Here is a 23,790-nt window from a genome sequence, read left to right as displayed (position 1 = left end):
CGGCGGGGCCGCGGGCGCGGGCACCGCGGGGTGCGGGTGCGGCGCGGGGCCCTGGGGCGCGTGCAGGGCGGACTGCGGGTCCGCCGGGTGCGGCACCTGGCCGGGGCGCGCGGGGCCGTCCGCGCGCCCCTGGTCGCGTCCCCCGCGCATGTCGCGTGAGTCGTGTGTGCCTTCGGTGTTCATGAACCGCTGCCCCCTGACCAGCCAGGCCCGCCTTCGTGCACCGGTCAATCTAGTGGCCGCCGGGCCCCGGCGGGGGGATCCGCTCGCTATGTCCGTCGCGGACAACGACACGGGCGCACCACTCCCGAACGGAGCATGCCCGCCCGCGCCCGCCCCGCCTAGCCTGCGCAAGGGGGGCCGGTGCGGCCCCCAGCGAGCCCCGCCGGGAGCCCGCACGCCCGCCCGATCCACCCCAGGAGCCCCTCATGACCGCAATCCCGCAGGAGCGCCGCGTCGTCACCGCCGTCCCCGGCCCGAAGTCGCAGGAGCTGCAGGCGCGCCGCCTGCGGACGGTGGCCGGCGGCGTGGGCTCCGTACTGCCCGTGTTCACCGCGCGCGCCGGTGGCGGGATCATCGAGGACGTCGACGGCAACCGCCTGATCGACTTCGGCTCCGGCATCGCCGTGACCTCGGTCGGCGCCTCCGCCGAGGCCGTGGTGCGCCGCGCCTCCGCGCAGCTCGCCGACTTCACCCACACCTGTTTCATGGTCACCCCCTACGAGGGCTACGTGGAGGTCTGCGAGGCCCTCGCCGAGCTCACCCCGGGCGACCACGCCAAGAAGTCGGCGCTGTTCAACTCGGGCGCCGAGGCCGTCGAGAACGCGGTGAAGATCGCCCGCGCGCACACCAAGCGCCAGGCCGTCGTCGTCTTCGACCACGGCTACCACGGCCGCACCAACCTGACGATGGCGCTGACCGCCAAGAACATGCCGTACAAGCACGGCTTCGGCCCGTTCGCGCCCGAGGTCTACCGCGTGCCCGTGGCGTACGGCTACCGCTGGCCCACCGGCGCCGAGAACTGCGGCCCCGAGGCCGCCGCCCAGGCGATCGACCAGATCACCAAGCAGATCGGCGCCGAGAACGTCGCCGCGATCATCATCGAGCCGGTGCTCGGCGAGGGCGGCTTCATCGAGCCGGCCAAGGGCTTCCTGCCGGCCATCGTGGAGTTCGCCAACGACAACGGCATCGTCTTCGTCGCCGACGAGATCCAGTCCGGCTTCTGCCGCACCGGCCAGTGGTTCGCCTGTGAGGACGAGGGCGTCGTCCCGGACCTGATCACCACCGCCAAGGGCATCGCCGGCGGTCTGCCGCTGGCCGCCGTGACCGGCCGCGCCGAGATCATGGACGCCGCCCACTCCGGCGGCCTGGGCGGCACCTACGGCGGCAACCCGGTCGCCTGCGCCGGTGCGCTCGGCGCCATCGAGACCATGAAGGAGCTCGACCTCAACGCCGCGGCGAAGAGGATCGAGTCGGTCATGAAGGCCCGCCTCGCCGCCATGCAGGAGAAGCACGAGGTCATCGGTGACATCCGGGGCCGCGGCGCCATGATCGCCATCGAGCTGGTCAAGGACCCGGCGACCAAGGAGCCCAACCCCGAGGCGGCCGGCGCGCTGGCCAAGGCCTGCCACGCCGAGGGCCTGCTGGTGCTGACCTGCGGCACCTACGGCAACGTGCTGCGCTTCCTGCCGCCGCTGGTGATCGGCGAGGACCTGCTGAACGAGGGCCTGGACATCATCGAGGGTGCCTTCGCCGCCCTGTGATGCGATTCTGTGCGCTGTGAAGAACGTGTGGGGGGCCGATGGCGGGATGGGAATCCGTCTGTCGGTCCCCCGCTTCACTGCCGTACGGTTTCGCCAGATGAGAGAAACACCCCGCTCGCAGGGGACTGCGGGCGGAGCCGGTACGGAGCCTCCCCAGCCCCGGCCCGGCCGTGCCCTCGCGCACACCACCGGGGCTTCGGGCCCCGGAACTCCTCACCGATCGGACAGCCGCCCGCCCCACACCCCCCGGGGCGCGCGGTGCACCGGTCCAGGCGGCCGCCCCGGAACCACCCCCCCTGTTCCGGGGCGGCCGGCTCTTCTCCCGGGGCTCCTCTGCGGCCTCCTCGCCGCCCTCTTCGCGCTGTTCACCTGGCAGGTCGCCGCCCACGGGCCGCTGCGCCGCCTGGACGAGCGCCTCGACGCCTCCGTCGTCGGCCGCGGCCCCCAGGGCCTCGCCGAGTTCCTCTCCGACCTGGGCAGCCTGGCCGTCGGGATCCCGGTGCTGCTGGCCGCGGCGGCGTACGCGTGGTGGCGCGGCCGGCGCCGGGCGACCGCGGCCGTCCTGCTCGCCAACGCGCTGACGCCCGCGCTCGTCTCGCTGGTCAAGGTCCTGGTGGCGCGGCCGGGACCGCTCACCGCCGAGACCGGCTACTTCCCCTCGGGCCACGCGGCGACGGCGATGGTGGCCTACGCCGGCGCCGCGTGGCTGCTCTCCGGACGGCTGCTGCCCGTCGCCGCCGTGGTGTCGGCGGCGACGGGCGTCGGCCTGGTGCTGCGCGGCTACCACTGGCCCCTGGACGTGCTGGGCAGCTGGTGCCTGTGCGGGGTGCTGCTCACGGTCGCCTTCACCGTCGGCGGGCGCGGCCGGCCCGCCCCGCTCACCAGCGGTAGGCGTCGAAGTTCCGGCTGAACTCCCCGCCGTTGAAGCGGTCCCAGTTGATGGACCAGGTCATCAGGCCGCGCAGGGCGGGCCAGCTGCCGTGGGTCTGGTAGGAGCCGCAGTCGGTCTTCTTGGTGAGGCAGTTGAGCGCCTTGGTCACCTCGGCGGGGGCGGTGTAGCCGTTGCCCGCGTTGGTGGAGGCGGGCAGGCCGATGGCGACCTGGTCGGGGCGGAGCGCCGGGAAGACCCGGGCGGTGTTGCCGGCCACCGGGAAGCCGGTGAGCAGCATGTCCGTCATGGCGATGTGGAAGTCCGCGCCGCCCATCGAGTGGTACTGGTTGTCCAGGCCCATGATGGAGCCGGAGTTGTAGTCCTGGACGTGCAGCAGGGTCAGGTCGTCGCGCAGGGCGTGGATGACCGGCAGGTAGGCGCCGGCCCGCGGGTCCTGGCCGCCCCAGGGGCCCGAGCCGTAGTACTGGTAGCCGAGCTGGACGAAGAAGGTCTCGGGCGCCATGGTGAGCACGAACTTCGCGCCGTACTTCGCCTTGAGCGTCTTGACCGCGGAGATCAGGTTGACGATGACCGGGCTGGTCGGGTTGCGGAAGTCGGTGTCGCCGGTCTGGAGCGACAGCGAGTGGCCCTCGAAGTCGATGTCCAGGCCGTCCAGGCCGTAGTCGTCGATGATCTTCGACACCGAGGAGACGAAGGTGTCGCGGGCGGCCGTACTGGCGAGCTGCACCTGGCCGTTCTGCCCGCCGATGGAGATCAGGACCTTCTTCCCGGCGGCCTGCTTGGCCTTGATGGCGGCCTTGAAGTCGGCCTCGGACTCCACGCCGGGGCACTCGGTGGCCGGGCAGAGCTTGAAGCGGATGTCGCCGGAGGTGACCGAGGTGGGCTCGCCGAAGGCGAGGTTGATGACGTCCCAGGAGTCGGGCACGTCGGCCATCCGCGTGTAGCCGGAGCCGTTGGCGAAGCTGGCGTGCAGGTAGCCGACCAGCGCGTGCGCGGGCAGGGTGCCGGGGTTGCCCGGGTCGCCGCCGCCGGGGGCCGTGGTGGCGCCGACCGCGGTGGACTTCGGGGACTCGCCCGCGCTGTTGGTGGCGGTGACCTGGAAGCTGTACGCGGTGGCGGCGGCCAGGCCCGAGGCGGTGGCGGAGGTCCCGCTCACCGACTGGGCCTTGGCGCCGTTGACGTACACGTTGTAGCCGGTGGCTCCGGAGACCGGGGACCAGGACAGCGGCACGGTGCTGGAGGTGGGCGTGCCCGCGGCGAGGCCGGTGGGCGCCGAGGGGGCCGGTACGGGGGTGCCGCCGGGGCCGGTCAGCGAGAGGTCGTCGGCCTGGTAGGCCGGGGTGCCGTACCAGCCGTGGGTGTAGATGGTCACCGAGGTGGTGGCGGCGCCGGTGCGGAAGGTGGTGGAGAGCTTCTGCCAGTCCGGGGCCGAGGCGGTCCAGGTGGACACGTCGGTGGTGCCGGTGCCGGAGGCGCCGAGGTAGACGTAGCTGCCGCGCACCCAGCCGCTCAGGGTGTACGCGGAGTTGGGCTGCACGCTCACGGTCTGCGCGCAGTTGGCGTTGTCGCTCCCGGCCGGGGTGGCCTGGAGCGCCTTGCCGCCGCCGTGGACGGGCGAGGAGACGACGGCGCCGCTGCCCGCCGTACAGCTCCAGCCGTCGAGGCCTGATTCGAAGCCGCCGTTGCGCGCCAGTTCGGCGTCGGCGGCGCGTGCGCTCTGGACGGTCGCCGCGAGTCCGCTCGCGGCGAGGACGGCCGCCACGGCGACGGCCAGGGGTCTGCTGCGGTCCACAACTGCCTCCGGGGGTGGGGGAATCGAGGTGGAGCGCCGCACAGCTTGGTCCAGACCAATCCTGCGGTCAATACCCGTGGTCAATACCTGTGGAAGATCACCGACCCCCGTCCTCGCGCGCCACGTGCGCGGCCGCCTCGTGCATCGCCAGCTCCAGCAGGGCCGGGTCGGTCAGCGTGCCCGACCCGTCCGGCTGGACCAGCCAGCGCACCCCGCCGGTCGCCCGGCCGGGGTAGGGCACCACGATCCAGGTCCCTGCCCCGGCGCCGCGCACGCCCGTGCCCAGCCAGCGCGCGGCCGTGCCCGGCGGTACGAAGAACCCCATGCGGGCGTCGCCGAAGTCGGCGAGCACCGGGCCCGGCCGGTCGACGAGCCTGGTCAGCACGTCCAGGGTGGGGTAGCCGAGCTCGCCCGGCAGGATCAGTACGTCCCAGCGCCGGCCGGCGGGCAGGAGCGCCACCCCCAGGGGGTTGCGCTCCCACTCCCACCGGCAGGCCTCGGGATCCGGCGCCACCGACGCCAGCCACTCCACGGCGGTCTTGGCCGCCCCCGGTCCGGTCATCGCCATCTGCCTCCGTTCGGGTGCCCCGCCCGGGCGGGCGGGGCTCGTACGGAAGAGAGCGCGGAGTGCCGCGCTCATTACGCGACTTCGGCTACCGATTGGTAGTGAACTGGGTCACACCAAGATCGGGGGGCGTGCGCCCCGGGCGCGGACCAGGTCAGCGGGGGTCGGCCGCGGCGGGGGCGGCTCCAGAGGGGTCGGCTCCAGCGGGGTCAGCTGTCGAAGCCGAGCCCCGCCTTGTCCATCGCCCGCAGCCACAGGTTGCGCCGCCCGCCGTTGGCGTCGGAGCGGGCCAGCGACCACTTGGTGAGCCCGATCCCGGCCCAGGCGATCGGCTCCGGCGGGAACGGCAGCGGCTTGGAGCGCACCATCTCCAGCGCGGTGCGCTCGGTGTCCCGGCCCGAGAGCAGGTCCAGCATCACGTCGGCGCCGAACCGGGTGGCGCCGACGCCGAGGCCGGTGAACCCGGCCGCGTAGGCGACCCGGCCCTGGTGCGCCGTCCCGAAGAACGCCGAGAAGCGGGAGCAGGTGTCGATCGCGCCGCCCCAGGCGTGGCTGAAGCGCACCCCCTCCAGCTGCGGGAAGCAGCGGAAGAAGTGCTCGGCGAGCTTCAGGTAGGTCTCCGGCCGCTGGTCCATCTCCGCGCTGACCCGGCCGCCGAAGCGGTACACCGCGTCGTAGCCGCCCCACAGGATCCGGTGGTCCGAGGTGATCCGGAAGTAGTGGAACTGGTTGGCGCTGTCGCCCAGGCCCGGGCGGTTCTTCCAGCCCACCGAGGCCAGTTGCTCCGCGCTGAGCGGCTCGGTCATCAGCGCGTAGTCGTACACCGGCACGGTGTACGGGCGCACCCGCCTGACCAGCGAGGGGAAGACGTTGGTGCCCAGCGCCACCCGGCGCGCGAACACCCGGCCGTACGGCGTGCGCACGGCCATCTGGGCGCCCGCGCGCACCAGGTCGAGGCCGCGGGTGTTCTCGTAGATCCGCACCCCCGCCTCCAGGCAGGCCCGCTTCAGGCCCCAGGCCAGCCGCGCCGGGTTGAGCATGGCGACCCCGCGCCGGTCCCACAGGCCGCCCAGGAAGGTCGGCGAGTCCACCTCGGCCCGCACCGCGTCGCGGTCGAGCAGCTCCAGGCCGTCCGCCAGGCCGAGGCCCCGGGCCTGCTCGTACAGCTCGGCCAGTTCCTCCAGCTGGTACGGCTCGGTGGCGACGTCGATCTCGCCGGTGCGCTCGAAGTCGCAGTCGATGCCGTACCGGGCGACGGCCTCCTCGATGGCGTCCAGGTTGCGCCCGCCCAGCTCCTCCAGGCGGTCCAGCTCACCGGGCCAGCGGGCCAGGCCGTTGCCCAGGCCGTGGGTGAGCGAGGCGGAGCAGAAGCCGCCGTTGCGGCCCGAGGCGGCCCAGCCCACCTCGTGGCCCTCGATCAGCACGACGTCCCGCGCGGGGTCGCGCTCCTTGGCGAGCAGGGCGGTCCACAGTCCGCTGTAGCCGCCGCCCACGACCAGCAGGTCGCAGCGCTCGGTCTCGGTCAGCGCGGGCAGGGCGCCGGGCTTGCCCGGGTCTTCCAGCCAGTAGGCGACGGGCTGGGCGTCGGAAAGGGATCGAGCAGCGATACGCATGGCAGCTGGGGCCATGGCTTCCAACTCCTTCGGGGTGGTGCTCAGCTCTGTGCTGTCTTCTTCCTCCGGTTGCCGACCAGCTGGCCGACGACCACCACCAGCACCGCGATGGCGAACATCGCCGTGCCGATGACGTTGATCTGCACGGGCGTGCCGCGCTGCGCCGAACCCCACACGAACATCGGGAAGGTGACGGTGGAGCCCGCGTTGAAGTTGGTGATGATGAAGTCGTCGAAGCTGAGCGCGAAGGCGAGCAGCGCGCCGGCCGCGATGCCGGGGGCGGCGATGGGCAGGGTGACGCGCACGAAGGTCTGCACCGGCCCGGCGTACAGGTCGCGGGCGGCCTCCTCCAGGCGCGGGTCCATGGACATCACGCGGGCCTTGACGGCGGTGACGACGAACGACAGGCAGAACATGATGTGCGCGATCAGGACGGTCCAGAAGCCCAGCTGCGCGCCCATGTTGAGGAACAGGGTGAGCAGCGAGGCGGCCATCACGACCTCGGGCATCGCCATCGGCAGGAAGATCAGCGAGTTGACCGCGCCGCGCGCCCGGAAGCGGTAGCGCACCAGGGCGAAGGCGATCATCGTGCCGAGCACGGTCGCGCCGACCGTGGCCCAGGCGGCGATCTGCAGGGACAGCGTGAGCGAGCCGCACATGTCGGCGACGCCGCACGGGTCCTTCCAGGCGTCCAGGGAGAACTTCTGCCAGGCGTAGTTGAAGCGCCCGTTCGGCTTGTTGAACGAGAACACCATCACGACGACGTTCGGCAGGATCATGTACGCGAGCGTCAGCAGGCCCGCGACGACGACCAGGTTGCGCCGGATCCAACGCATCAGACCAGGTCCTCCGTTCCCGCACGGCGGATGTAGACGGTGACCATGAGCAGCACGATCGCCATCAGGATGAAGGAGAGGGCGGCGGCCGTCGGGTAGTCCAGGACGCGCAGGAACTGGGACTGGATGACGTTGCCGACCATCTTGGTGTCGGTGGAGCCGAGCAGTTCGGCGTTGACGTAGTCGCCGCTGGCCGGGATGAAGGTCAGCAGGGTGCCGGAGACGACGCCGGGCATGGACAGCGGGAAGGTCACCTTGCGGAAGGTGGTGGCCGGGGAGGCGTACAGGTCGCGGGCGGCCTCGTGCAGCCGTCCGTCGATCCGCTCCAGCGAGGTGTACAGCGGCAGGATCATGAACGGCAGGAAGTTGTACGTCAGTCCGCAGACCACGGCCATCGGGGTGGCGAGCACCCGGCTGCCCTCGGTCCAGCCCAGCCAGCTGGTGACGTCGAGGACGTGCAGGCTGTCGAGGGCGCCGACCACGGCGCCGCCGTCGGCGAGGATCGTCTTCCAGGCCAGGGTGCGGATCAGGAAGCTGGTGAAGAACGGCGCGATGACCAGGACGAGCACCAGGTTGCGCCAGCGGCCCGCGCGGAAGGCGATCAGGTAGGCCAGCGGGTAGCCGAGCAGCAGGCACAGCAGGGTCGCGGTGCCCGCGTACAGCAGCGAGCGGACGAACTGCGGCCAGTACTCGCCGAAGGCGTCCCAGTACGTCCGGAAGTGCCAGGTGACCTGGAAGCCCTTCTCCAGCGAACCGGTCTGCACCGAGGTGGAGGCCTGGTAGATCATCGGCAGCGCGAAGAAGACGACCAGCCACAGGATGCCGGGCAGCAGCAGCCAGTACGGGACGAGCCGCCGCCGGGTCGAGGGCTTGCGCGGGGCGGGGGGCTCGGCGGCGGACGGGGGCGCCGCGGGCTCGGTGAGCGTCACGCCGCTTCCTCCGTGCCCGCGTCGATGTCCTGGTCGGCGTCGAGGCCGAAGGTGTGGGCCGGGTTCCAGTGCAGGACGACCTCGGCGCCGGGCACCAGGCGCGTGTCGCGCTCCACGTTCTGCTCGTACACCTGCAGGCCGTCGCCGGCCGGGCCGTCGATCACGTACTGGGTGGAGACGCCGATGAAGGAGGTGTCGGCGATGGTGCCGCGCACGGTGTTGCGGCCGGCGGCGATCGAGTCGGCGTCGTCGGCGTGGGTCAGCGAGATCTTCTCCGGGCGCACCCCGACCAGCAGCTTGGTGCCGGTGCCGGGCGAGCCGGGACATCGGTCGGCGGGCAGCCGGAGCTTGGCGCCGCCCGCGGTGACGACGACGTCGGTGCCGGTGGCGGCGACCTCGGCGGCGATCAGGTTGGAGGTGCCCAGGAAGTTGGCGACGAAGGTGGTGCGCGGGTTCTCGTACAGGTCGGCGGGGGCGCCGAGCTGCTCGACCCGGCCGCCGTTCATCACCGCGACCTGGTCGGCCATCGTCATGGCCTCCTCCTGGTCGTGGGTGACGTGCACGAAGGTGATGCCGACCTCGGTCTGGATGCGCTTGAGCTCCAGCTGCATCTGGCGGCGCAGCTTGAGGTCCAGAGCGCCCAGCGGCTCGTCGAGCAGCAGCACCTGGGGGTGGTTGATCAGCGCGCGGGCCACCGCGACGCGCTGCTGCTGGCCGCCGGAGAGCTGGTGCGGCTTGCGGTGCGCCTTGTCGCCGAGCTGCACCAGGTCGAGCATGTCGCCGACCTGCTTCTTGACCGACTTGACGCCGCGCCGGCGCAGTCCGAAGGCGACGTTCTCGAAGATGTCCAGGTGCGGGAAGAGCGCGTAGGACTGGAAGACGGTGTTCACCGGGCGCTTGTAGGGCGGCAGGTCGGTGACGTCGCGGTCGCCGAGGAAGACGGTGCCGGTGGTGGGGTCCTCCAGGCCCGCGATCATGCGCAGGGTGGTGGTCTTGCCGCAGCCGGAGGCGCCGAGCAGCGCGAAGAAGGAGCCTTGAGGCACGGTCAGGTCGAGCGGCTGGACGGCGGTGAAGGAGCCGTACGACTTGCTGATCCCGGCCAGGCGGACGTCGCCGCCGCTGTTGCTGTTGGTCATGGGGTGTGGTCCCAGGAGGTGAGGAGGAGTGAGGGGGTGCGCGGGGGGCGGACGGTCCGTCAGGCTCCGATGAGCTTGGCGAACTTCTCCTCGTACGCCGTCTCCTCGTCGCTGGTCAGCGAACGGAAGGCGTGCGACTTCGCGGCCATGGCCTTGTCGGGGAGGATCAGGGTGTTGGCCGCCAGCGCGGGGTCGATCTTCGCCAGCGCGTCGCGCACGCCGTCCACCGGGCAGACGTAGTTGATGTACGCGGCGAGCTGGGCGGCGACGTCCGGCTCGTAGTAGTAGTCGATCAGCTTCTCGGCGTTGGTCTTGTGCCGGGCCTGGGCCGGGACCAGGAGGTTGTCGGTGGAGGTGATGTAACCCGCCGACGGGATCACGTACTTGATGTCGGGGTTGTCGGCCTGGAGCTGGATGACGTCCCCGGCCCAGGCCAGGCACGCGGCCAGGTCGCCCTTGTCGAGGTCGGCGGTGTAGTCGTTGCCGGTGAAGCGGCGGATCTGCTTCTTGTCGACGGCCTTCTGCAGCCGCCCGGTGGCCGCGTCGAAGTCGGCGTCGGTGAACTTCGCCGGGTCCTTGCCGAGGTCGAGCAGCGTCATGCCGATCGTGTCGCGCATCTCGGACAGGAAGCCGACCCGGCCCTTGAGCGCGGGGTCGTTCAGCAGCTGGGTCACCGAGTCGACCTTGCGGCCGCCGGTGGCCTTGGAGTTGTACGCGATGACCGTCGAGATGCCGGTCCAGGGGTACGAGTGGGAGCGGCCCGGGTCCCAGTCGGGGGTGCGGAACTGGGCGGACAGGTTGGCGTACGCGTGCGGCAGGTTGGCCGGGTCCAGCGGCTGGGCCCAGCCGAGCCGGATGATGCGCCCGGCCAGCCAGTCGGTGACGCAGATCAGGTCGCGGCCGGTGTCCTGGCCGGCCGCGAGCTGCGGCTTGACCTTGCCGAAGAACTCGACGTTGTCGTTGATGTCCGCGGTGTACTTGACCTTGACCCCGGTGCGCTTGGTGAACGCCTCCAGGGTCGGGTAGCCCTTCTCGTCCTCGCTCACGTCCATGTACTCGGTCCAGTTGGAGAAGACGACCTGCTTCTCCTTGGCCGAGAAGTCCGTGGCGGCGGGGCCCTGGCCCTCCCGCTTGGCGGGCGGGATGCCGCAGCCGCCCAGGGCGGCCATCGAGCCGACCGCGAGCGCGCCGAGGCCGCCCGCGCGCAGCAGCGAACGGCGGGTCAGGGCGCCCCGCCCGCTGTGCAGACTGCGCCGCATCGCCGCGAGCTGGGCGGCGGACAGGCCCTCGGCCTCGTACTGCTCCATGCGCTGTTGCCCTTTCGGGAGGGTTGGCGCCGCTGGTCGTGCGGCGGTGGCTATCGGTCCCCGAAGATCGTGCGGTGCCAGTCCTTCGCGGCGACCGCCGTGTTGTCGTACATCACGTGCTTGACCTGCGTGTACTCCTCGAAGGAATACGCCGACATGTCCTTTCCGAACCCGCTCGCCTTGTAGCCGCCGTGCGGCATCTCGCTGAGGATCGGGATGTGGTCGTTGACCCACACGCAGCCGGCCTTGATCTCCCGGGTGGCGCGTCCGGTGCGGTAGACATCGCGGCTCCAGGCGGAGGCGGCCAGGCCGTAGGGGGTGTCGTTGGCGAGGGCGATGCCCTCGTCGTCGGAGTCGAAGGGCAGCACCACCAGGACCGGGCCGAAGATCTCGGCCTGGACGACCTCGCTGTCCTGCGGGGCGCCGGTGATCAGGGTGGGCCGGTAGTAGGCGCCGTCGTTCTTCGGCGCCTCGCCGCCGGTGACCACGCGCGCGTAGCCGCGGGCCCGGTCGACGAAGCCGGCCACCCGGTCGCGCTGGGCGTGGCTGATCAGCGGGCCCAGGTCGGTGGCCGGGTCGAAGGGGTCGCCCAGGCGCACGGTGGCCATCAGGTCGGCGACGCCGGAGACGAACGCCTCGTACAGCGGGCGCTGCACGTACGCGCGCGTGGCCGCCGTGCAGTCCTGGCCGGTGTTGATCAGGGACGCGGCGACGGCGCCGTGCACCGCGGCGTCCAGGTCGGCGTCGTCGAAGACCACGAACGGGGCCTTGCCGCCCAGCTCCAGGTGGAGCCGCTTGACGGTGGAGGTGGCGATCTCGGCGACCCGCTTGCCGACGGCGGTGGAGCCGGTGAAGGAGGTCATCGCCACGTCCGGGTGGCCCACCAGGTGCTCGCCCGCGGTGCGGCCCGCGCCGGTGACCACGTTGACCACGCCGTCGGGCAGGCCCGCCTCGGTGGCGGCTTGGGCGAACATCAGCGAGGTGAGCGGGGTGAGCTCGGCGGGCTTCAGGACGATGGTGTTGCCCGCGGCGATCGCCGGCAGGACCTTCCAGGCGGCCATCTGCAGCGGGTAGTTCCAGGGGGCGATGGAGCCGACCACTCCGATCGGCTCGCGCCGTACGTAGGAGGTGTGGTCGGCGCTGTACTCGCCCGCGGACTGGCCCTGGAGGTGGCGGGCGGCCCCGGCGAAGAACGCCGTGTTGTCGACGGTGCCGGGCACGTCGAACTCGGTGGACAGCTTGATCGGCTTGCCGCACTGCAGCGACTCGGCGTACGCGAACTCACCGGCCCGCTCGGCCAGTACGCCCGCGAACCGGTGCAGCGCGTCGGAGCGCTCGCCCGGGGTGGCCCCGGCCCAGCCGGGGAAGGCCGCCTTCGCGGCGGCGACGGCGGTGTCCACGTCGGCGGTGGAGGCCAGTTCGTAGTCGTACACGCCGTTGCCGGTGGCGGGGTCCACGACGGTGTGGGTGCTGCCCGACGTCCCGGGACGCAGGCGCCCGTCGACGAACTGCGCGCCCTGCTCGAAGCGGTCTCGCACCTGGAAGCGGTTGCCCATGACGCTCTCCGTTGTTCCAGCTCGAATTGAGTGCCGATCCTGACAGGATGCATCCTGGCCGACAAGTGATTCCGTAGTTGCCTTTTGGTTACGCGACGGATTCGGTCGATCAATGTGTCGCGTCACCAAGGAAATCCCCGTACGAAGTGTCAGTGGCGGCTGCCAGACTCGCGTGCATGACCACGATCACCAGCCGGGACGCGCTGGTCCGGCACCAGCGCGAGTCCGGCGCACGCGTCCGCTACCTGCACTTCTGGGGCCACGCGCCGCGTCGCGACGGCACCCTGGGACCGAGCTGCCTGAGCCAGTGGTGGCCGTCACCGTTCACGGTCGACGGAATACGGTACGCGACCGCCGAGCACTGGATGATGGCGGGAAAGGCGAGGCTTTTCGCCGACCCGGAGGCCGAGCGGGCCGCCCTGGCGGCGGAGCACCCGGCGCAGGCGAAGAAGGCCGGCCGCCTGGTGCGCGGCTTCGACGGCGCGGTCTGGGAGCGCGAGCGCTTCGCCCTGGTCGCCGAGGGCTCGGTGCACAAGTTCGGCCAGGACGAGGAGCTGCGCGCGTTCCTGCTCGGCACCGGGGAGCGGGTCCTGGTGGAGGCGAGCCCGCTGGACCGGATCTGGGGCATCGGACTCGCCGCGGACGACGAGCGCGCCGGCGACCCGGCCCGCTGGCGGGGCCTGAACCTGCTGGGGTTCGCACTGATGGAGGCGCGGGAGCGGCTGCGGGGGGAGGCCTGAGTCCCGCGCCCCACCGGTGTGCGTACGGGGCTCGTCGGCTAGCGGGCGTCCGGGACGTACAGGGACGTCTGGAAGGGGTCGTCGTAGCCGGTGTCGCTGTCCTCGAACTCGTCGCTGTTGGCGATCGCCCAGATGATGAAGCCGATCACGGCCGCGCCGAGCACGATGCCGATGGAGCCGAGGACGATGCCCGCGGTGGCCATGCCGCCGTTGTTCGCCTCGCCGCGCTGGACGCGCTTGCGGGCCAGGATGCCGAAGATCAGGGCGAGCACGCCGAGCACGATGCCGACCACGCCGTACATGCAGAAGCCGACCACGGAGATGATGCCGAGCACCATCGCGGCGGTGCCCATGCCGTTGTTGGGCGTCTGGTTCCAGTTGTTCTGCCCGTAGGCGCTGTAGCCCGGGTAGCCGGGGTAGCCGTAGGACCCGGCGGCGGGCTGGCCGGGGTCGGGATAGCCGTACGGGGCTCCGGCGGCCGGCTGGCCGGGATCCGGGTAGCCGGGGTCCGGGTATCCGTAGGCGGGCGCGCCGTAGGCGGCGCCCGGGGCGGTCTGCGCGGGACCGCCGGGGGCTATCGGCGGAGGCGGCACGGCGCCGCCCGGCGGCACCGGGCCCTGCGCGCCGGCGGGGCCGAAACCGTCCGACGGCATCGCGGCCATGGTCTGCTGGTCGTGCACCGGGGACGGCCCGGCGCCCTTCCCGAGGTCCACCTTGTCCGCGGGGGCGTCCCCGCCCGGCTGCGGCGTCCGGCTCTCCGGCGGCGCCCAGGGATCGGGCTGCCCGCCGCCCGGCGGCTGGTCGGCGTGGTCTGACATGGGCCTCCCCCATCGTGTTCCGTCATGCTAAGGCCTCGTCCCGGAGCGGGACCGGGCCCACATACGATGATCCCCGACCCGAGCGGCGTACTGCACACGGAGGACCCGATGACCGACCTGCACCCCTTCATCGCGGGGCTCCCCAAGGCCGAGCTGCACGTGCACCACGTGGGCTCCGCCTCCCCCCGGATCGTCGCCGAGCTGGCCGCGCGGCACGCCGACTCCCGGGTGCCCAGCGACCCCGAGGCGCTCGCCGACTACTTCACCTTCACCGACTTCGCGCACTTCATCGAGGTCTACCTGTCGGTGGTGGACCTGGTGCGCACCCCCGAGGACGTCCGGCTGCTGACCTTCGAGGTCGCCCGGGACATGGCCCGGCAGAACATCCGCTACGCCGAGCTGACCATCACCCCCTTCAGCTCCACCCGGCGCGGCATCGACGAGAAGGCCTTCATGGAGGCCATCGAGGACGCCCGCACGGCCGCCGAGCGCGAGCTGGGCGTGGCGCTGCGCTGGTGCTTCGACATCCCCGGCGAGGCGGGCCTGGAGTCGGCGGCGGAGACCGCCCGGCTCGCGACCACCGACGGGCTGCGCCCCGAGGGCCTGGTCTCCTTCGGCCTGGGCGGCCCGGAGATCGGCGTGCCGCGCCCGCAGTTCAAGCCGTACTTCGACCAGGCGATCGCCGCGGGCCTGCACTCGGTGCCGCACGCCGGGGAGACCACCGGGCCGGAGACGGTGTGGGACGCGCTGAACGACCTGGGCGCCGAGCGCATCGGCCACGGCACCAGCTCGGTGCGGGACCCTGCCCTGCTGAAGCACCTGGCCGAGCACCGGATCGCGCTGGAGGTCTGCCCGACCTCGAACATCGCGACCCGCGCGGTGGCGAGGCTGGAGGACCACCCGGTGAAGGAGATGGTGGCCGCCGGGGTGCTGGTGACGATCAACTCGGACGACCCGCCGATGTTCGGCACGGACCTCAACAACGAGTACGCGGTGGCGGCACGCCTGCTGGACCTGGACGAGCGCGGGGTCGGGGAGCTGGCGAAGAACGCGGTGGAGGCGTCTTTCCTGGACGAGGCGGGGAAGCGGGCGCTGTCGACGGAGATCGACGACTACGTCACCACCTGGCTCACCCACTAGCCACACGCACGGGGGGGGGCCGGGGCGCCCGGGGGCCGGGGCATCCCCGCCCCGTATCCCCGGCCCCCACAATGGGTCCATGCGCAACGTCACCGTCGTGGGGCACCGGGGCGACCCGTACCGCGTCCGCGAGAACACCCTCCCCTCCCTCCGCTCCGCCCGCGCCCACGGCGCCGACGCGGTCGAGGTCGACGTACGGCTCACCCGGGACGGCGTCCCCGTCCTCCTGCACGACGACACCCTCAAGCGGCTCTGGCACCACGACCGCCCGCTCTCGGCGCTCTCGTACGACGAGGTGCGCGGGATCACCGCGGGCGGCGTCCCCTCCCTCGCCGACGCCCTCGACACCGCCCGCGACCACCGCCTGATGCTGGACCTCCCCGGCGGCGACCTCTCCTCGGTGCGCGCGATCGTGGGCGCCGTCCACGACTGCGGCGCCGCCGACCGCGTCTACTACTGCGCGGGCACCACCGCGATGCTGGACGTGCGGGCCGCCGACCCGGGCGCCGAGATCGCCCTGACCTGGACCTCGCTGGCCCCGCCCCGTCCGGCGCTGCTCGACGCGGTCAAGCCGCGCTGGCTCAACTACCGCTTCGGCCTGCTGGACGGGGCCCTGGTGGACCGGATCCACCAGGACGGGTACCTGGTCTCCGCCTGGACCGCGGACACCCGGCGCACCATGCGTAAGCTGATCTTGAGTGGCGTGGACTCCGTGACCACCAACCGGCCGGACGCCCTCGCCGCCGTACTGCGAAGGGGTACCCGCTCGTGACGACCGACCGCATCCGCACCGACATCGCGCACAACGCCCGGGTCTGGAACTACTGGCTCGGCGGCAAGGACAACTACCCGGTGGACCGGGCGGTCGGCGACCAGGTCACCGGGTTCTACCCGAGCATCGGCGAGGTCGCCCGGGCCGACCGCGCCTTCCTGGGCCGCGTGGTGGAGCACCTGGCGGGCGAGGCCGGGGTGCGCCAGTTCCTGGACGTCGGCACCGGCCTGCCCACCGTGGACAACACCCACGAGGTCGCCCAGCGCATCGCCCCGGACTCCCGCGTGGTCTACGTCGACAACGACCCGATCGTGCTCACCCACGCCCGCGCGCTGCTCACCAGCTCGCCCGAGGGCCGCACCGAGTACATCGACGCCGACGCCCACGACCCGCGCCGGATCGTCCAGGAGGTGCGCGGGATACTGGACCTGGACCGTCCGGTGGCCGTGATGATGCTCGGCATCCTCAACTTCGTGCTCGACACCGACGAGGCGCGCACCATCGTGCGCACCCTGCTGGACGCGGTGCCCTCGGGCAGCTACCTGGTGCTCACCCACCCGACGCTGGAGCCGGAGCTGGGCGGCGAGGGCAACGTGGAGGCGATGGCGTTCTGGAACGAGAACGCGACCCCGCCGATCACCGCCCGCTCCCGCGAGGAGTTCACGTCCTTCCTCGACGGCCTCGACCTGCTCGACCCGGGCGTCGTCTCCTGCTCCCGCTGGCGTGACGAGGACGGCGCCGTGGTCGCCCAGTTCGGCGCGGTGGGCCGCAAGCCGTAATGGCGGCACGGGGGGACGTGACGGGGGAACTGGCCGCGCGGCTGCGGGAGTCGGCCGCGTCCCGGCCGTGGGCGGTGGACCTGGGCGTGGCGCTGCTGGTGCAGCTGGCGGTGACGCTGCCGTTCGTGGTGCCGCGCCCGCCGGACGTACCGCCGGCCGGCTGGGCGGCGTACGGCCTGACGACGCTGACGGTGGTGCCGCTGCTGTGGCGCGGCCGGGCGCCGCTGCGGGTGCTGCTCGCGGTGCTGGCGGCGAACACGCTGTACGAGCTGGCGCTGGACGGGCCAGGGCAGCCGCTGCCGTACTCGGGTCTGGTGCTGCTCTACACGATCGGCGCGCAGTCGCCGCCGCGCCACCGGCTGGTCGCGGTGCTGCTGGTGGCCGTGGCGATCCCGGTGTCGGTGGGCCTCGACACCCGCTCGGCGCGCGAACTGGTCTTCTCCTTCTTCGTGTTCACCGCGGCCTACGCCTCCGGCCGGCTGGCCGCCGCGCGGCGCCGCGACCGGGCGGCGGACGCCGAGCGGGCCGCCGCGGGCGAACGGGCCAGGATCGCCCGGGAGATGCACGACGTGCTCTCGCACGCGGTGAGCCTGATGATCGTGCAGGCGGAGGCGGGTCCGGTGGCGGTGCGCGCCGCGCCGGAGCGCGCGGAGGCCGCGTTCGACGCGATCTCCCGGACGGGCCGGGACGCGATGGCGCAGCTGCGGCAGTTGCTGGGGGTGCTGCGCGAGGACGGCCGGGAGCCGGCCGCGCCGCGCGCCCCGCAGCCGGGTCTGGACGCGATCGGGGCGCTGGTGGAGCGGGTGCGGTCGGGCGGCCTCGACGTGGCGTACGAGCGGGCCGGCGCGCCCGCCCGGGTGTCGCAGGCCGTCGGGGCGGCCGCCCACCGGATCGTGCAGGAGGCGCTGACGAACGCGGTCAAGCACGCGGACGCCCGGCTGGTGCGGGTCCGGCTGGGCCGCGAGGAGGACGCGCTGACGGTGCGGGTCACGGACGACGGGCGCGGGCCGCGGGCGGTGCGGGGCGCGGGGTGGCGCACCGGCGGGCACGGGCTGATCGGGATGCGGGAGCGGGCGGCGGCGCTGGGCGGCACGGCGCACTGCGGCCCGGGCCCGGACGGGCGGGGTTTCGAGGTGCGGGCGGTGCTGCCGCTCGCGGACGAGGGGGTGGCGGGATGAGCCTGCGCGTGGTGGTGGCGGACGACCAGGAGCTGGTGCGCGGCGGCTTCGCGATGATCCTGGACGCGCAGCCGGACATCGAGGTGGTGGCCGAGGCCGGGGACGGCGCGGCGGCGCTGGCGGCGGTGCGGGAGCACGCGCCGGACGTGGCGCTGCTGGACGTGCGGATGCCGGTGCTGGACGGGATCGGGGCGTGCCGGGCGATCGTGGCGGAGAGCGCCTGCCGGACGGTGATGCTGACGACGTTCGACTCCGACGAGTACGTGTACGAGGCGCTGCACGCGGGCGCGAGCGGCTTCCTGCTCAAGGACGTGCGCCGGGACGACCTGGTGCACGCGGTGCGGGTGGTGGCGCGCGGCGAGTCGCTGCTCGCGCCGTCGGTGGCGCGGCGCCTGGTGGAGCAGTACACGGCGGGCGGCCCGCGCCGCACGGGCCCGCCGGACGCGCTCCTGGACGTGCTGACGGCCCGGGAGCGCGAGACGCTGCTGCTGCTGGCGCGGGGCCTGTCGAACGCGGAGATCGCGGCGGAGCTGGTGGTGAGCGACCACACGGTGAAGACGCACGTGGGCAACGTGCTGGCGAAGCTGGGGCTGCGCGACCGGATCCAGGCGGTGATCTGCGCGTACGAGACCGGTCTGGTGACGCCGACGCCGCCCGCCTCCCCCGCGCGGGGGAGGACGTAGGCCCCGCGAGACCCCCCGCTCCGGCGATCCGGGGAAGGCCGCTGGTCAGCAGGATGGAGCCATCGAGAACGACGGCCCACACCACCGGAGTTGACCACCATGGACGCCCGCACCCGCCGCACCCTGATCGCCACCGCCCTGGCCCTCGGCCTCGCCGCCGGCCCGGCCGCGGCCGCCCAGCCGCGCTCCCCCGCCGCGCAGTCGGCGCACCAGCAGCGCCCGGTCCCCGCCGGGGACGCGGCGGATCTGGCGGCGGCGCTCGCGGGCCTGCCGGGCGCGGACACGACGGCCGCGCTGGTACGGGTCGGGGGCACCCGGGGCACCTGGCGCGGCAGCGCCGGGGTGCACGACCTGGCCTCCGGGCGCCCGGCGGACCCGGACGCCCGGTTCCGGATCGGCTCGGTGACCAAGGTGTTCACCGCGGCGACGGTGCTCCGGCTGGCCGCCCGGGGCCGGATCGACCTGGACCGCACGGCCCGCTCCTACCTCCCGGACCTGGTCCCGGCCGCGTACGCCGGAGTGACGGTCCGTCAACTCCTCAACCACACGCACGGGATACCGGCCGCGCGCTCCTCCACGAGCACGGTCGAGGAGGCGTACGCGGACCGCTTCACCGTGCACGACCCGCGGGAGACGGCGCGCTCGGCCCTCTCCCTGCCCCGGGAGTTCGCACCGGGCACCGCCCAGCACTACCTGAACATCGGCTACACGCTCGCGGGCCTGATCGTGGAGCGGGTCACCGGCGACGCGTTCGCGCACCAGGTGGAGCGCGAGGTGCTGCGCCCGCTCGGCCTGCGCGACACCTACTCCCCCGGCACCAGCCCGTACCTGACGGGCCCGTACAACCACGGCTACCAGGTGATGGACCGGGGCGACGGGACGAGGGGCCCGCGGGACGTGTCGGCGTGGACCGTGACGGACGCCTGGGCGGCCGGCGACCTGGTCTCCACCACGGCGGACCTGGAGCGCTTCACCCGCGCGCTGTTCGCGGGGAAGCTGCTGGAGGGCCCCCTGCTGGAGGAGATGTTCACCCTCCCCCGCGACGCCTCCGGCGCCCTGCTGCACGACCACGAGAAGCCCTCACTGACGGCCGCGTACGCGGTGGGCCTGTCGGTGACGCGCCTGGGCGGCCACGAGGTGTGGGGCAAGACAGGCGGCCGCTGGGGCTACAACACGGCCGTCGCCGCCACCCGGGACGGCGGCCGCACCCTGGTCTACTCGGTCAACGCCACGGACGCCAAGGGCCAGGACATGAACGCCACGGCGCTGGGGATCGTCACCGCGGCGTACGGCCGGCCGGACGCGCCGCGGGGGCGGTGAGGGCCTCCAGGCGCTTGGTCATCCGCCGTACGACGAGCAGCGGGACGACCCCGAACACCCCGAACGAGAGGTCGATCAGGGTCCACCAGCCGGGGATGTACCGCAGCGGTCCGCAGATCAGGGCCAGCGGGACGATCCCGGCGCAGGCGATCATCCCGAACCCCACCACCCAGACGTTGCGCACCGGGTCGCGGTAGGGGCCGTAGAAGGCGACGGCGATGACGAGGTGGGCGAAGGCCAGCCAGTCGGTGCCGTACAGCAGGAACGGGTGCTCGGCCCCGGCGCTGTCGGTGCCCGCGCGCACCCGGGCGATCCACTCGGGCAGCGCCGGGAAGGCGTCGCCGACCGGCGCCGCCCAGGAGCCCAACGCCTGTTCAGCCCAGCGCACTTCGGTGACCAGCGGGAAGGCCGTGAGGCCGCTCAGCACCAGGCAGACGATGAACACGGCCAACCACACGCGTATGCGCCGCAGCAGCGCTTGCTCGCTCATGGCCGCAGCGTACGCCCGTTGTGAACGCGTTCAAAAAGTGAGGGTCCCCCAGCGGGCCCGCTTCCCCGGGAAGCTCCCTCGCGGCCCCCTACAACCCCACGATCCCGTTCCACCTCTTGGCGAACCCCACCCGCTCCTCCGCCGTGATGTCCCGCGCGATCGCCAGCCTCTTGCGCATCTCCGCGTCCGGGAAGACCAGCGGGTCCTCCGCCAGTGCCGCCAGGTCCTCGTCGCCCGAGGAGGCGAGGACCTCGCGGGCGGCGGGGACCGGGCAGACGTAGTTGACCCAGGCGGCCAGGGCGGCGGCGACCTCGGGCTCGTAGTAGTAGTCCACGAGCTTCTCGGCGTTGGCCTTGTGGCGGGCCAGGTTGGGGATCATCAGGGACTCCGCCCACAGCTCCGCGCCCTCCTGCGGGACCACGAACTCGATGTCGGGGTTGTCGGCCTGGAGCTGGATGACGTCGCCGGAGTACGCCTGGCAGGCCAGCACGTCGCCGGTGGAGAGGTCCTTGATGTAGTCGTTGCCGGTGAAGCGGCGTATGTGCTTGGCCCGCACCAGGCGCTCCAGGTGCTCGCACAGGGCGTGGAAGTCGTCGGCCGTCCAGCGCGTCACGTCCACGCCCTGGCCCTGCATCAGCAGCGCGAACGCCTCGTCCAGGCCGGACAACAGGGTGACCCTGCCCCGCAGTTCGGGCCGCCACAGGTCCGCCGTGGACCTGATCTCGCGGCCCAGCTTCCTGCGGTTGTACGCGATGCCGGTGATCCCGGACTGCCAGGGCACGCTGTGCAGCCGGCCCGGGTCGAAGGCGGGCCGCAGCAGCTGCGGGTCGAGGTTCTCCGCGACGTGCGGCTGGGCCGCCCGGTCCATCTCCTGCACCCAGCCGAGCCGTACGAAGCGGGCCGCCATCCAGTCGCTGACCACGATCAGGTCGCGGCCGGTCTCCTGGTGGTTCATCAGCGCCGGGCTGATCTTCCCGAAGAACTCGTCGTTGTCGTTGATCTCCTCGGTGTAGCGCACGGAGATCCCGGTCCGCCGGGTGAACCCCGCCAGCGTGGGCCGCTCGGAGGTGTCCTCGTCGTCGGTGTCGATGTACAGCGGCCAGTTGGCGAAGTCCAGGCTCTTGTCGCGCGCGGAGTCGTCGCGCCGGGACCGGTCGCCGGGCCCCACGTACGCGGCGGGCACCCCGCAGCCGGCCAGGGCCAGCGCGGCCGCGCCGCCGCCCAGGGCGCGCAGCAGGGAACGGCGGGACGGGCGCGGGAGGGCGGGCGCGGCGCGGTGCAGGGGGGAGCGGGGCATTCCCGCAGGATGCCCCCGCCGCCGTGACGGGACAATGGACGGTGCGTCGAGGCCGTGAGGCGCGCCGCGCGACACCCTGTCGAGCAGTGCGAGCAGTGCGAGCGGCGCGGGGGACGGGCGGGCGGGGCCGGGTACGGCGAAGGGGCGCGGGAAGTGTTCCCGCGCCCCAACTCGCGTACTGCCCAAGCCCGGAGGGTCAGCCGAGCGACGTCATCACGTGCTTGATGCGCGTGTAGTCCTCGAAGCCGTACGCCGAGAGGTCCTTGCCGTAGCCGGACTTCTTGAAGCCGCCGTGCGGCATCTCCGCGACCAGCGGGATGTGCGTGTTGATCCAGACGCAGCCGAAGTCCAGCGCCTTGGACATGCGCATCGCGCGGGCGTGGTCCTTCGTCCAGACCGAGGAGGCCAGCGCGTACTCGACGCCGTTGGCGTAGGCGAGCGCCTGCTCCTCGTCGGTGAACGACTGCACGGTGATGACCGGGCCGAACACCTCGTTCTGGATGATCTCGTCGTCCTGCTCGAGGCCGGAGACGACGGTCGGGGCGTAGAAGTAGCCCTTCTCGCCGACGCGGTGGCCGCCCGCCTCGACCTTGGCGTGCGCGGGCAGGCGCTCGATGAAGCCGGAGACCTGCTTCAGCTGGTTGGCGTTGTTCAGCGGGCCGTAGAGCACGTCCTCGTCGTCCGGCTGGCCGGTCCTGGTGTCGGCGGCGGCCTTGGCGAGCGCGGTGACGAACTCGTCGTGGATGGACTCGTGCACCAGCACGCGGGTGGCGGCGGTGCAGTCCTGCCCGGCGTTGAAGTACCCGGCGACCGCGATGTCCTCGACGGCCTTGGCGATGTCGGTGTCCTCGAAGACGACGACCGGGGCCTTGCCGCCCAGCTCCAGGTGGACGCGCTTGACGTCCTTGGCCGCCGACTCGGCGACCTGCATGCCGGCCCGTACGGAACCGGTGATGGAGGCCATCGCCGGGGTGGAGTGCTCCACCATCGCGCGGCCGGTGTCGCGGTCGCCGCAGACGACGTTGAAGACGCCCTTGGGCACGATCTGCCCGATGATCTCGGCCATCAGCACGGTGGAGGCCGGGGTGGTGTCCGAGGGCTTGAGCACGACCGTGTTGCCCGCGGCGATCGCCGGGGCGAACTTCCACACGGCCATCATCATCGGGTAGTTCCAGGGGGCGACCTGGGCGACCACGCCGACCGGCTCGCGGCGCACGATGGAGGTCAGTCCCTCCATGTACTCGCCGGCGCTGCGGCCCTCCAGGAGCCGGGCGGCGCCCGCGAAGAAGCGGATCTGGTCCACCATGGGCGGGATCTCCTCGCTCGCGGTGAGCGCGCGGGGCTTGCCCGTGTTCTCCACCTCGGCGGCGATGAGGTCCTCGGCCCGCTCCTCGAAGGCGTCCGCGATCTTCAGCAGGACCTTCTGGCGCTCGGCGGGGGTGGTGTCGCGCCAGGCCGGGAAGGCGGCCGCGGCGGCCTCCATGGCGGCGTCGACGTCGGCCTGGCCCGAGAGCGGGGAGGTCGCGTACGCCTCTCCCGTGGCCGGGTTGACCACCTCGATGGTCCGTCCGTCGGCGGCGTCCTTGAACTCCCCGTTGATGTAGTTGCGCAGACGACGCAGCTCGGTGGTCACTTGCCACCCCTCCTGTCGATCCCGTGCACCCGTACGGTCCGTGGGGTGCTGTCCGATGGGTGAGACAAGTCCACCCTAATCTCCTGGACGACGTTTTCGACAGACCCGACCGCACAGAACTTCGGATTCAGTGACTTTTGCAGGCTTCAACAACGAATTTCATCGCTCACGGGTTGCGTGACGGACGAGTCTCGGTGCACAGTGAGCCCGTGGCCAGTCGAAGCACAGAGTCCAGGACCGGGAACGGATCGGCATCCCCGATCGACGCCGTCTCCCTGGCGATCATCGAGCAGCTCCAGGAGGACGGGCGCCGCCCGTACGCCGCCATCGGCAAGGCCGTCGGCCTGTCCGAGGCGGCGGTGCGCCAGCGCGTGCAGAAGCTGCTGGACCAGGGCGTCATGCAGATCGTCGCCGTCACCGACCCGCTCACCGTGGGCCTGCGGCGCCAGGCGATGGTGGGCATCCACGTCGAGGGCGACCTCGAACCGGTGGCGGAGGCCCTGACGGCCATGGGCGAGTGCGAGTACGTGGTGATGACCGCGGGCTCCTTC

The 23,790-nt window shown here is 72.5% G+C and carries 22 protein-coding genes and 1 pseudogene; 10 read left to right on the top strand and 13 right to left on the bottom strand.

All coding sequences use genetic code 11. From position 1 onward, the window contains the following. A pseudogene (locus ABT160_RS41740) lies at positions 1–183 on the bottom strand (hypothetical protein); the annotation flags it as partial. Positions 184–428: 245 nt separating this feature from the next. Here ABT160_RS41740 and gabT point away from each other — a divergent pair. Both gabT and ABT160_RS41730 read left to right on the top strand, forming a co-directional pair. Continuing rightward, complete coding sequence (gabT, locus tag ABT160_RS41735; RefSeq protein ID WP_351654201.1) at positions 429–1,763, top strand: 4-aminobutyrate--2-oxoglutarate transaminase; 1,335 nt, start codon at positions 429–431, stop codon at positions 1,761–1,763. Between the two features lie 97 nt (positions 1,764–1,860). Beyond that, a complete protein-coding gene (locus ABT160_RS41730) occupies positions 1,861–2,673 on the top strand; it encodes a phosphatase PAP2 family protein (RefSeq protein WP_351654200.1) in 813 nt (270 codons plus the stop codon). Here ABT160_RS41730 and ABT160_RS41725 read toward each other — a convergent pair. The 8 genes from ABT160_RS41725 to ABT160_RS41690 all read right to left on the bottom strand — a co-directional run bounded on the left by ABT160_RS41725 (position 2,642) and on the right by ABT160_RS41690 (position 12,389). Further along, positions 2,642–4,447 (bottom strand): chitinase, encoded by a 1,806-nt coding sequence (locus ABT160_RS41725; RefSeq protein WP_351654198.1) that lies wholly within the window; start codon positions 4,445–4,447, stop codon positions 2,642–2,644. The two genes, ABT160_RS41730 and ABT160_RS41725, sit on opposite strands and share 32 nt — an antisense overlap. A 97-nt stretch (positions 4,448–4,544) precedes the next feature. Further along, complete coding sequence (locus ABT160_RS41720) at positions 4,545–5,009, bottom strand: hypothetical protein (RefSeq protein WP_351654205.1); 465 nt, start codon at positions 5,007–5,009, stop codon at positions 4,545–4,547. A gap of 212 nt (positions 5,010–5,221) precedes the next feature. Continuing rightward, positions 5,222–6,640, bottom strand: a complete 1,419-nt coding sequence (locus tag ABT160_RS41715; RefSeq protein WP_351654196.1) for an NAD(P)/FAD-dependent oxidoreductase — start codon at positions 6,638–6,640, stop codon at positions 5,222–5,224. A gap of 26 nt (positions 6,641–6,666) precedes the next feature. Continuing rightward, on the bottom strand, positions 6,667–7,461 hold the full coding sequence (locus ABT160_RS41710) for an ABC transporter permease (RefSeq protein WP_351654194.1): 795 nt from the start codon (positions 7,459–7,461) through the stop codon (positions 6,667–6,669). Beyond that, positions 7,461–8,390 carry an ABC transporter permease gene (locus ABT160_RS41705; RefSeq protein ID WP_351654193.1) on the bottom strand — a complete coding sequence of 310 codons (930 nt, stop codon included), beginning with the start codon at positions 8,388–8,390 and terminating at the stop codon, positions 7,461–7,463. Before ABT160_RS41705 ends, ABT160_RS41710 begins: the two co-directional genes overlap by 1 nt. Continuing rightward, complete coding sequence (locus ABT160_RS41700) at positions 8,387–9,526, bottom strand: ABC transporter ATP-binding protein (protein ID WP_351654191.1); 1,140 nt, start codon at positions 9,524–9,526, stop codon at positions 8,387–8,389. The genes ABT160_RS41705 and ABT160_RS41700 overlap by 4 nt, the downstream gene beginning before the upstream one ends. A gap of 59 nt (positions 9,527–9,585) precedes the next feature. Continuing rightward, complete coding sequence (locus ABT160_RS41695) at positions 9,586–10,833, bottom strand: ABC transporter substrate-binding protein (RefSeq protein ID WP_351654189.1); 1,248 nt, start codon at positions 10,831–10,833, stop codon at positions 9,586–9,588. 50 nt (positions 10,834–10,883) lie between these two features. Further along, a complete protein-coding gene (locus ABT160_RS41690) occupies positions 10,884–12,389 on the bottom strand; it encodes a gamma-aminobutyraldehyde dehydrogenase (RefSeq protein WP_351654187.1) in 1,506 nt (501 codons plus the stop codon). Positions 12,390–12,535: 146 nt separating this feature from the next. On the opposite strand from ABT160_RS41690, the gene ybiA reads away from it, so the two are divergent. After that, the gene (gene ybiA, locus ABT160_RS41685; RefSeq protein WP_502984400.1) at positions 12,536–13,129 is read left to right on the top strand and encodes a riboflavin biosynthesis intermediates N-glycosidase; all 594 of its coding nucleotides are present in this window, start codon (positions 12,536–12,538) and stop codon (positions 13,127–13,129) included. Positions 13,130–13,167: 38 nt separating this feature from the next. Here ybiA and ABT160_RS41680 read toward each other — a convergent pair whose 3' ends face one another. After that, positions 13,168–13,947 carry a DUF4190 domain-containing protein gene (locus ABT160_RS41680; protein WP_351654183.1) on the bottom strand — a complete coding sequence of 260 codons (780 nt, stop codon included), beginning with the start codon at positions 13,945–13,947 and terminating at the stop codon, positions 13,168–13,170. A gap of 66 nt (positions 13,948–14,013) precedes the next feature. On the opposite strand from ABT160_RS41680, the gene ABT160_RS41675 reads away from it, so the two are divergent. From ABT160_RS41675 to ABT160_RS41650, 6 genes are all read left to right on the top strand, one after another. Beyond that, a complete protein-coding gene (locus ABT160_RS41675) occupies positions 14,014–15,087 on the top strand; it encodes an adenosine deaminase (protein WP_502984399.1) in 1,074 nt (357 codons plus the stop codon). A gap of 79 nt (positions 15,088–15,166) precedes the next feature. After that, positions 15,167–15,859 (top strand): glycerophosphodiester phosphodiesterase, encoded by a 693-nt coding sequence (locus tag ABT160_RS41670; protein WP_351654179.1) that lies wholly within the window; start codon positions 15,167–15,169, stop codon positions 15,857–15,859. After that, positions 15,856–16,638, top strand: coding sequence for an SAM-dependent methyltransferase (locus ABT160_RS41665; RefSeq protein ID WP_351654177.1), 783 nt, complete (start codon positions 15,856–15,858; stop codon positions 16,636–16,638). The genes ABT160_RS41670 and ABT160_RS41665 overlap by 4 nt, the downstream gene beginning before the upstream one ends. Further along, positions 16,638–17,816 carry a sensor histidine kinase gene (locus ABT160_RS41660; protein WP_351654176.1) on the top strand — a complete coding sequence of 393 codons (1,179 nt, stop codon included), beginning with the start codon at positions 16,638–16,640 and terminating at the stop codon, positions 17,814–17,816. The genes ABT160_RS41665 and ABT160_RS41660 overlap by 1 nt, the downstream gene beginning before the upstream one ends. Then, complete coding sequence (locus ABT160_RS41655; RefSeq protein WP_351654175.1) at positions 17,813–18,499, top strand: response regulator; 687 nt, start codon at positions 17,813–17,815, stop codon at positions 18,497–18,499. Before ABT160_RS41660 ends, ABT160_RS41655 begins: the two co-directional genes overlap by 4 nt. Before the next feature lie 99 nt (positions 18,500–18,598). Next, positions 18,599–19,819 carry a serine hydrolase domain-containing protein gene (locus tag ABT160_RS41650; RefSeq protein WP_351654203.1) on the top strand — a complete coding sequence of 407 codons (1,221 nt, stop codon included), beginning with the start codon at positions 18,599–18,601 and terminating at the stop codon, positions 19,817–19,819. Here the strand turns inward: ABT160_RS41650 and ABT160_RS41645 are convergent. The 3 genes from ABT160_RS41645 to ABT160_RS41635 all read right to left on the bottom strand — a co-directional run bounded on the left by ABT160_RS41645 (position 19,776) and on the right by ABT160_RS41635 (position 23,239). Beyond that, positions 19,776–20,309, bottom strand: coding sequence for a hypothetical protein (locus tag ABT160_RS41645; protein WP_351654173.1), 534 nt, complete (start codon positions 20,307–20,309; stop codon positions 19,776–19,778). The two genes, ABT160_RS41650 and ABT160_RS41645, sit on opposite strands and share 44 nt — an antisense overlap. Before the next feature lie 88 nt (positions 20,310–20,397). After that, positions 20,398–21,606, bottom strand: a complete 1,209-nt coding sequence (locus ABT160_RS41640; RefSeq protein ID WP_351654171.1) for a polyamine ABC transporter substrate-binding protein — start codon at positions 21,604–21,606, stop codon at positions 20,398–20,400. A 196-nt stretch (positions 21,607–21,802) separates the two neighbouring features. Next, positions 21,803–23,239 carry a gamma-aminobutyraldehyde dehydrogenase gene (locus ABT160_RS41635; protein WP_351654169.1) on the bottom strand — a complete coding sequence of 479 codons (1,437 nt, stop codon included), beginning with the start codon at positions 23,237–23,239 and terminating at the stop codon, positions 21,803–21,805. A 194-nt stretch (positions 23,240–23,433) separates the two neighbouring features. On the opposite strand from ABT160_RS41635, the gene ABT160_RS41630 reads away from it, so the two are divergent. Next, positions 23,434–23,790, top strand: a 357-nt coding sequence (locus tag ABT160_RS41630; protein WP_351654167.1) for an Lrp/AsnC family transcriptional regulator, incomplete at its 3' end; no start/stop codon positions are given.

The organism is Streptomyces sp. NPDC001941, assembly GCF_040296945.1.
Classification (GTDB): Bacteria; Actinomycetota; Actinomycetes; order Streptomycetales; family Streptomycetaceae; genus Streptomyces.
Note: the sequence above shows the minus strand (reverse complement) of the source record. Positions and strands in the feature narration are given on the sequence as shown.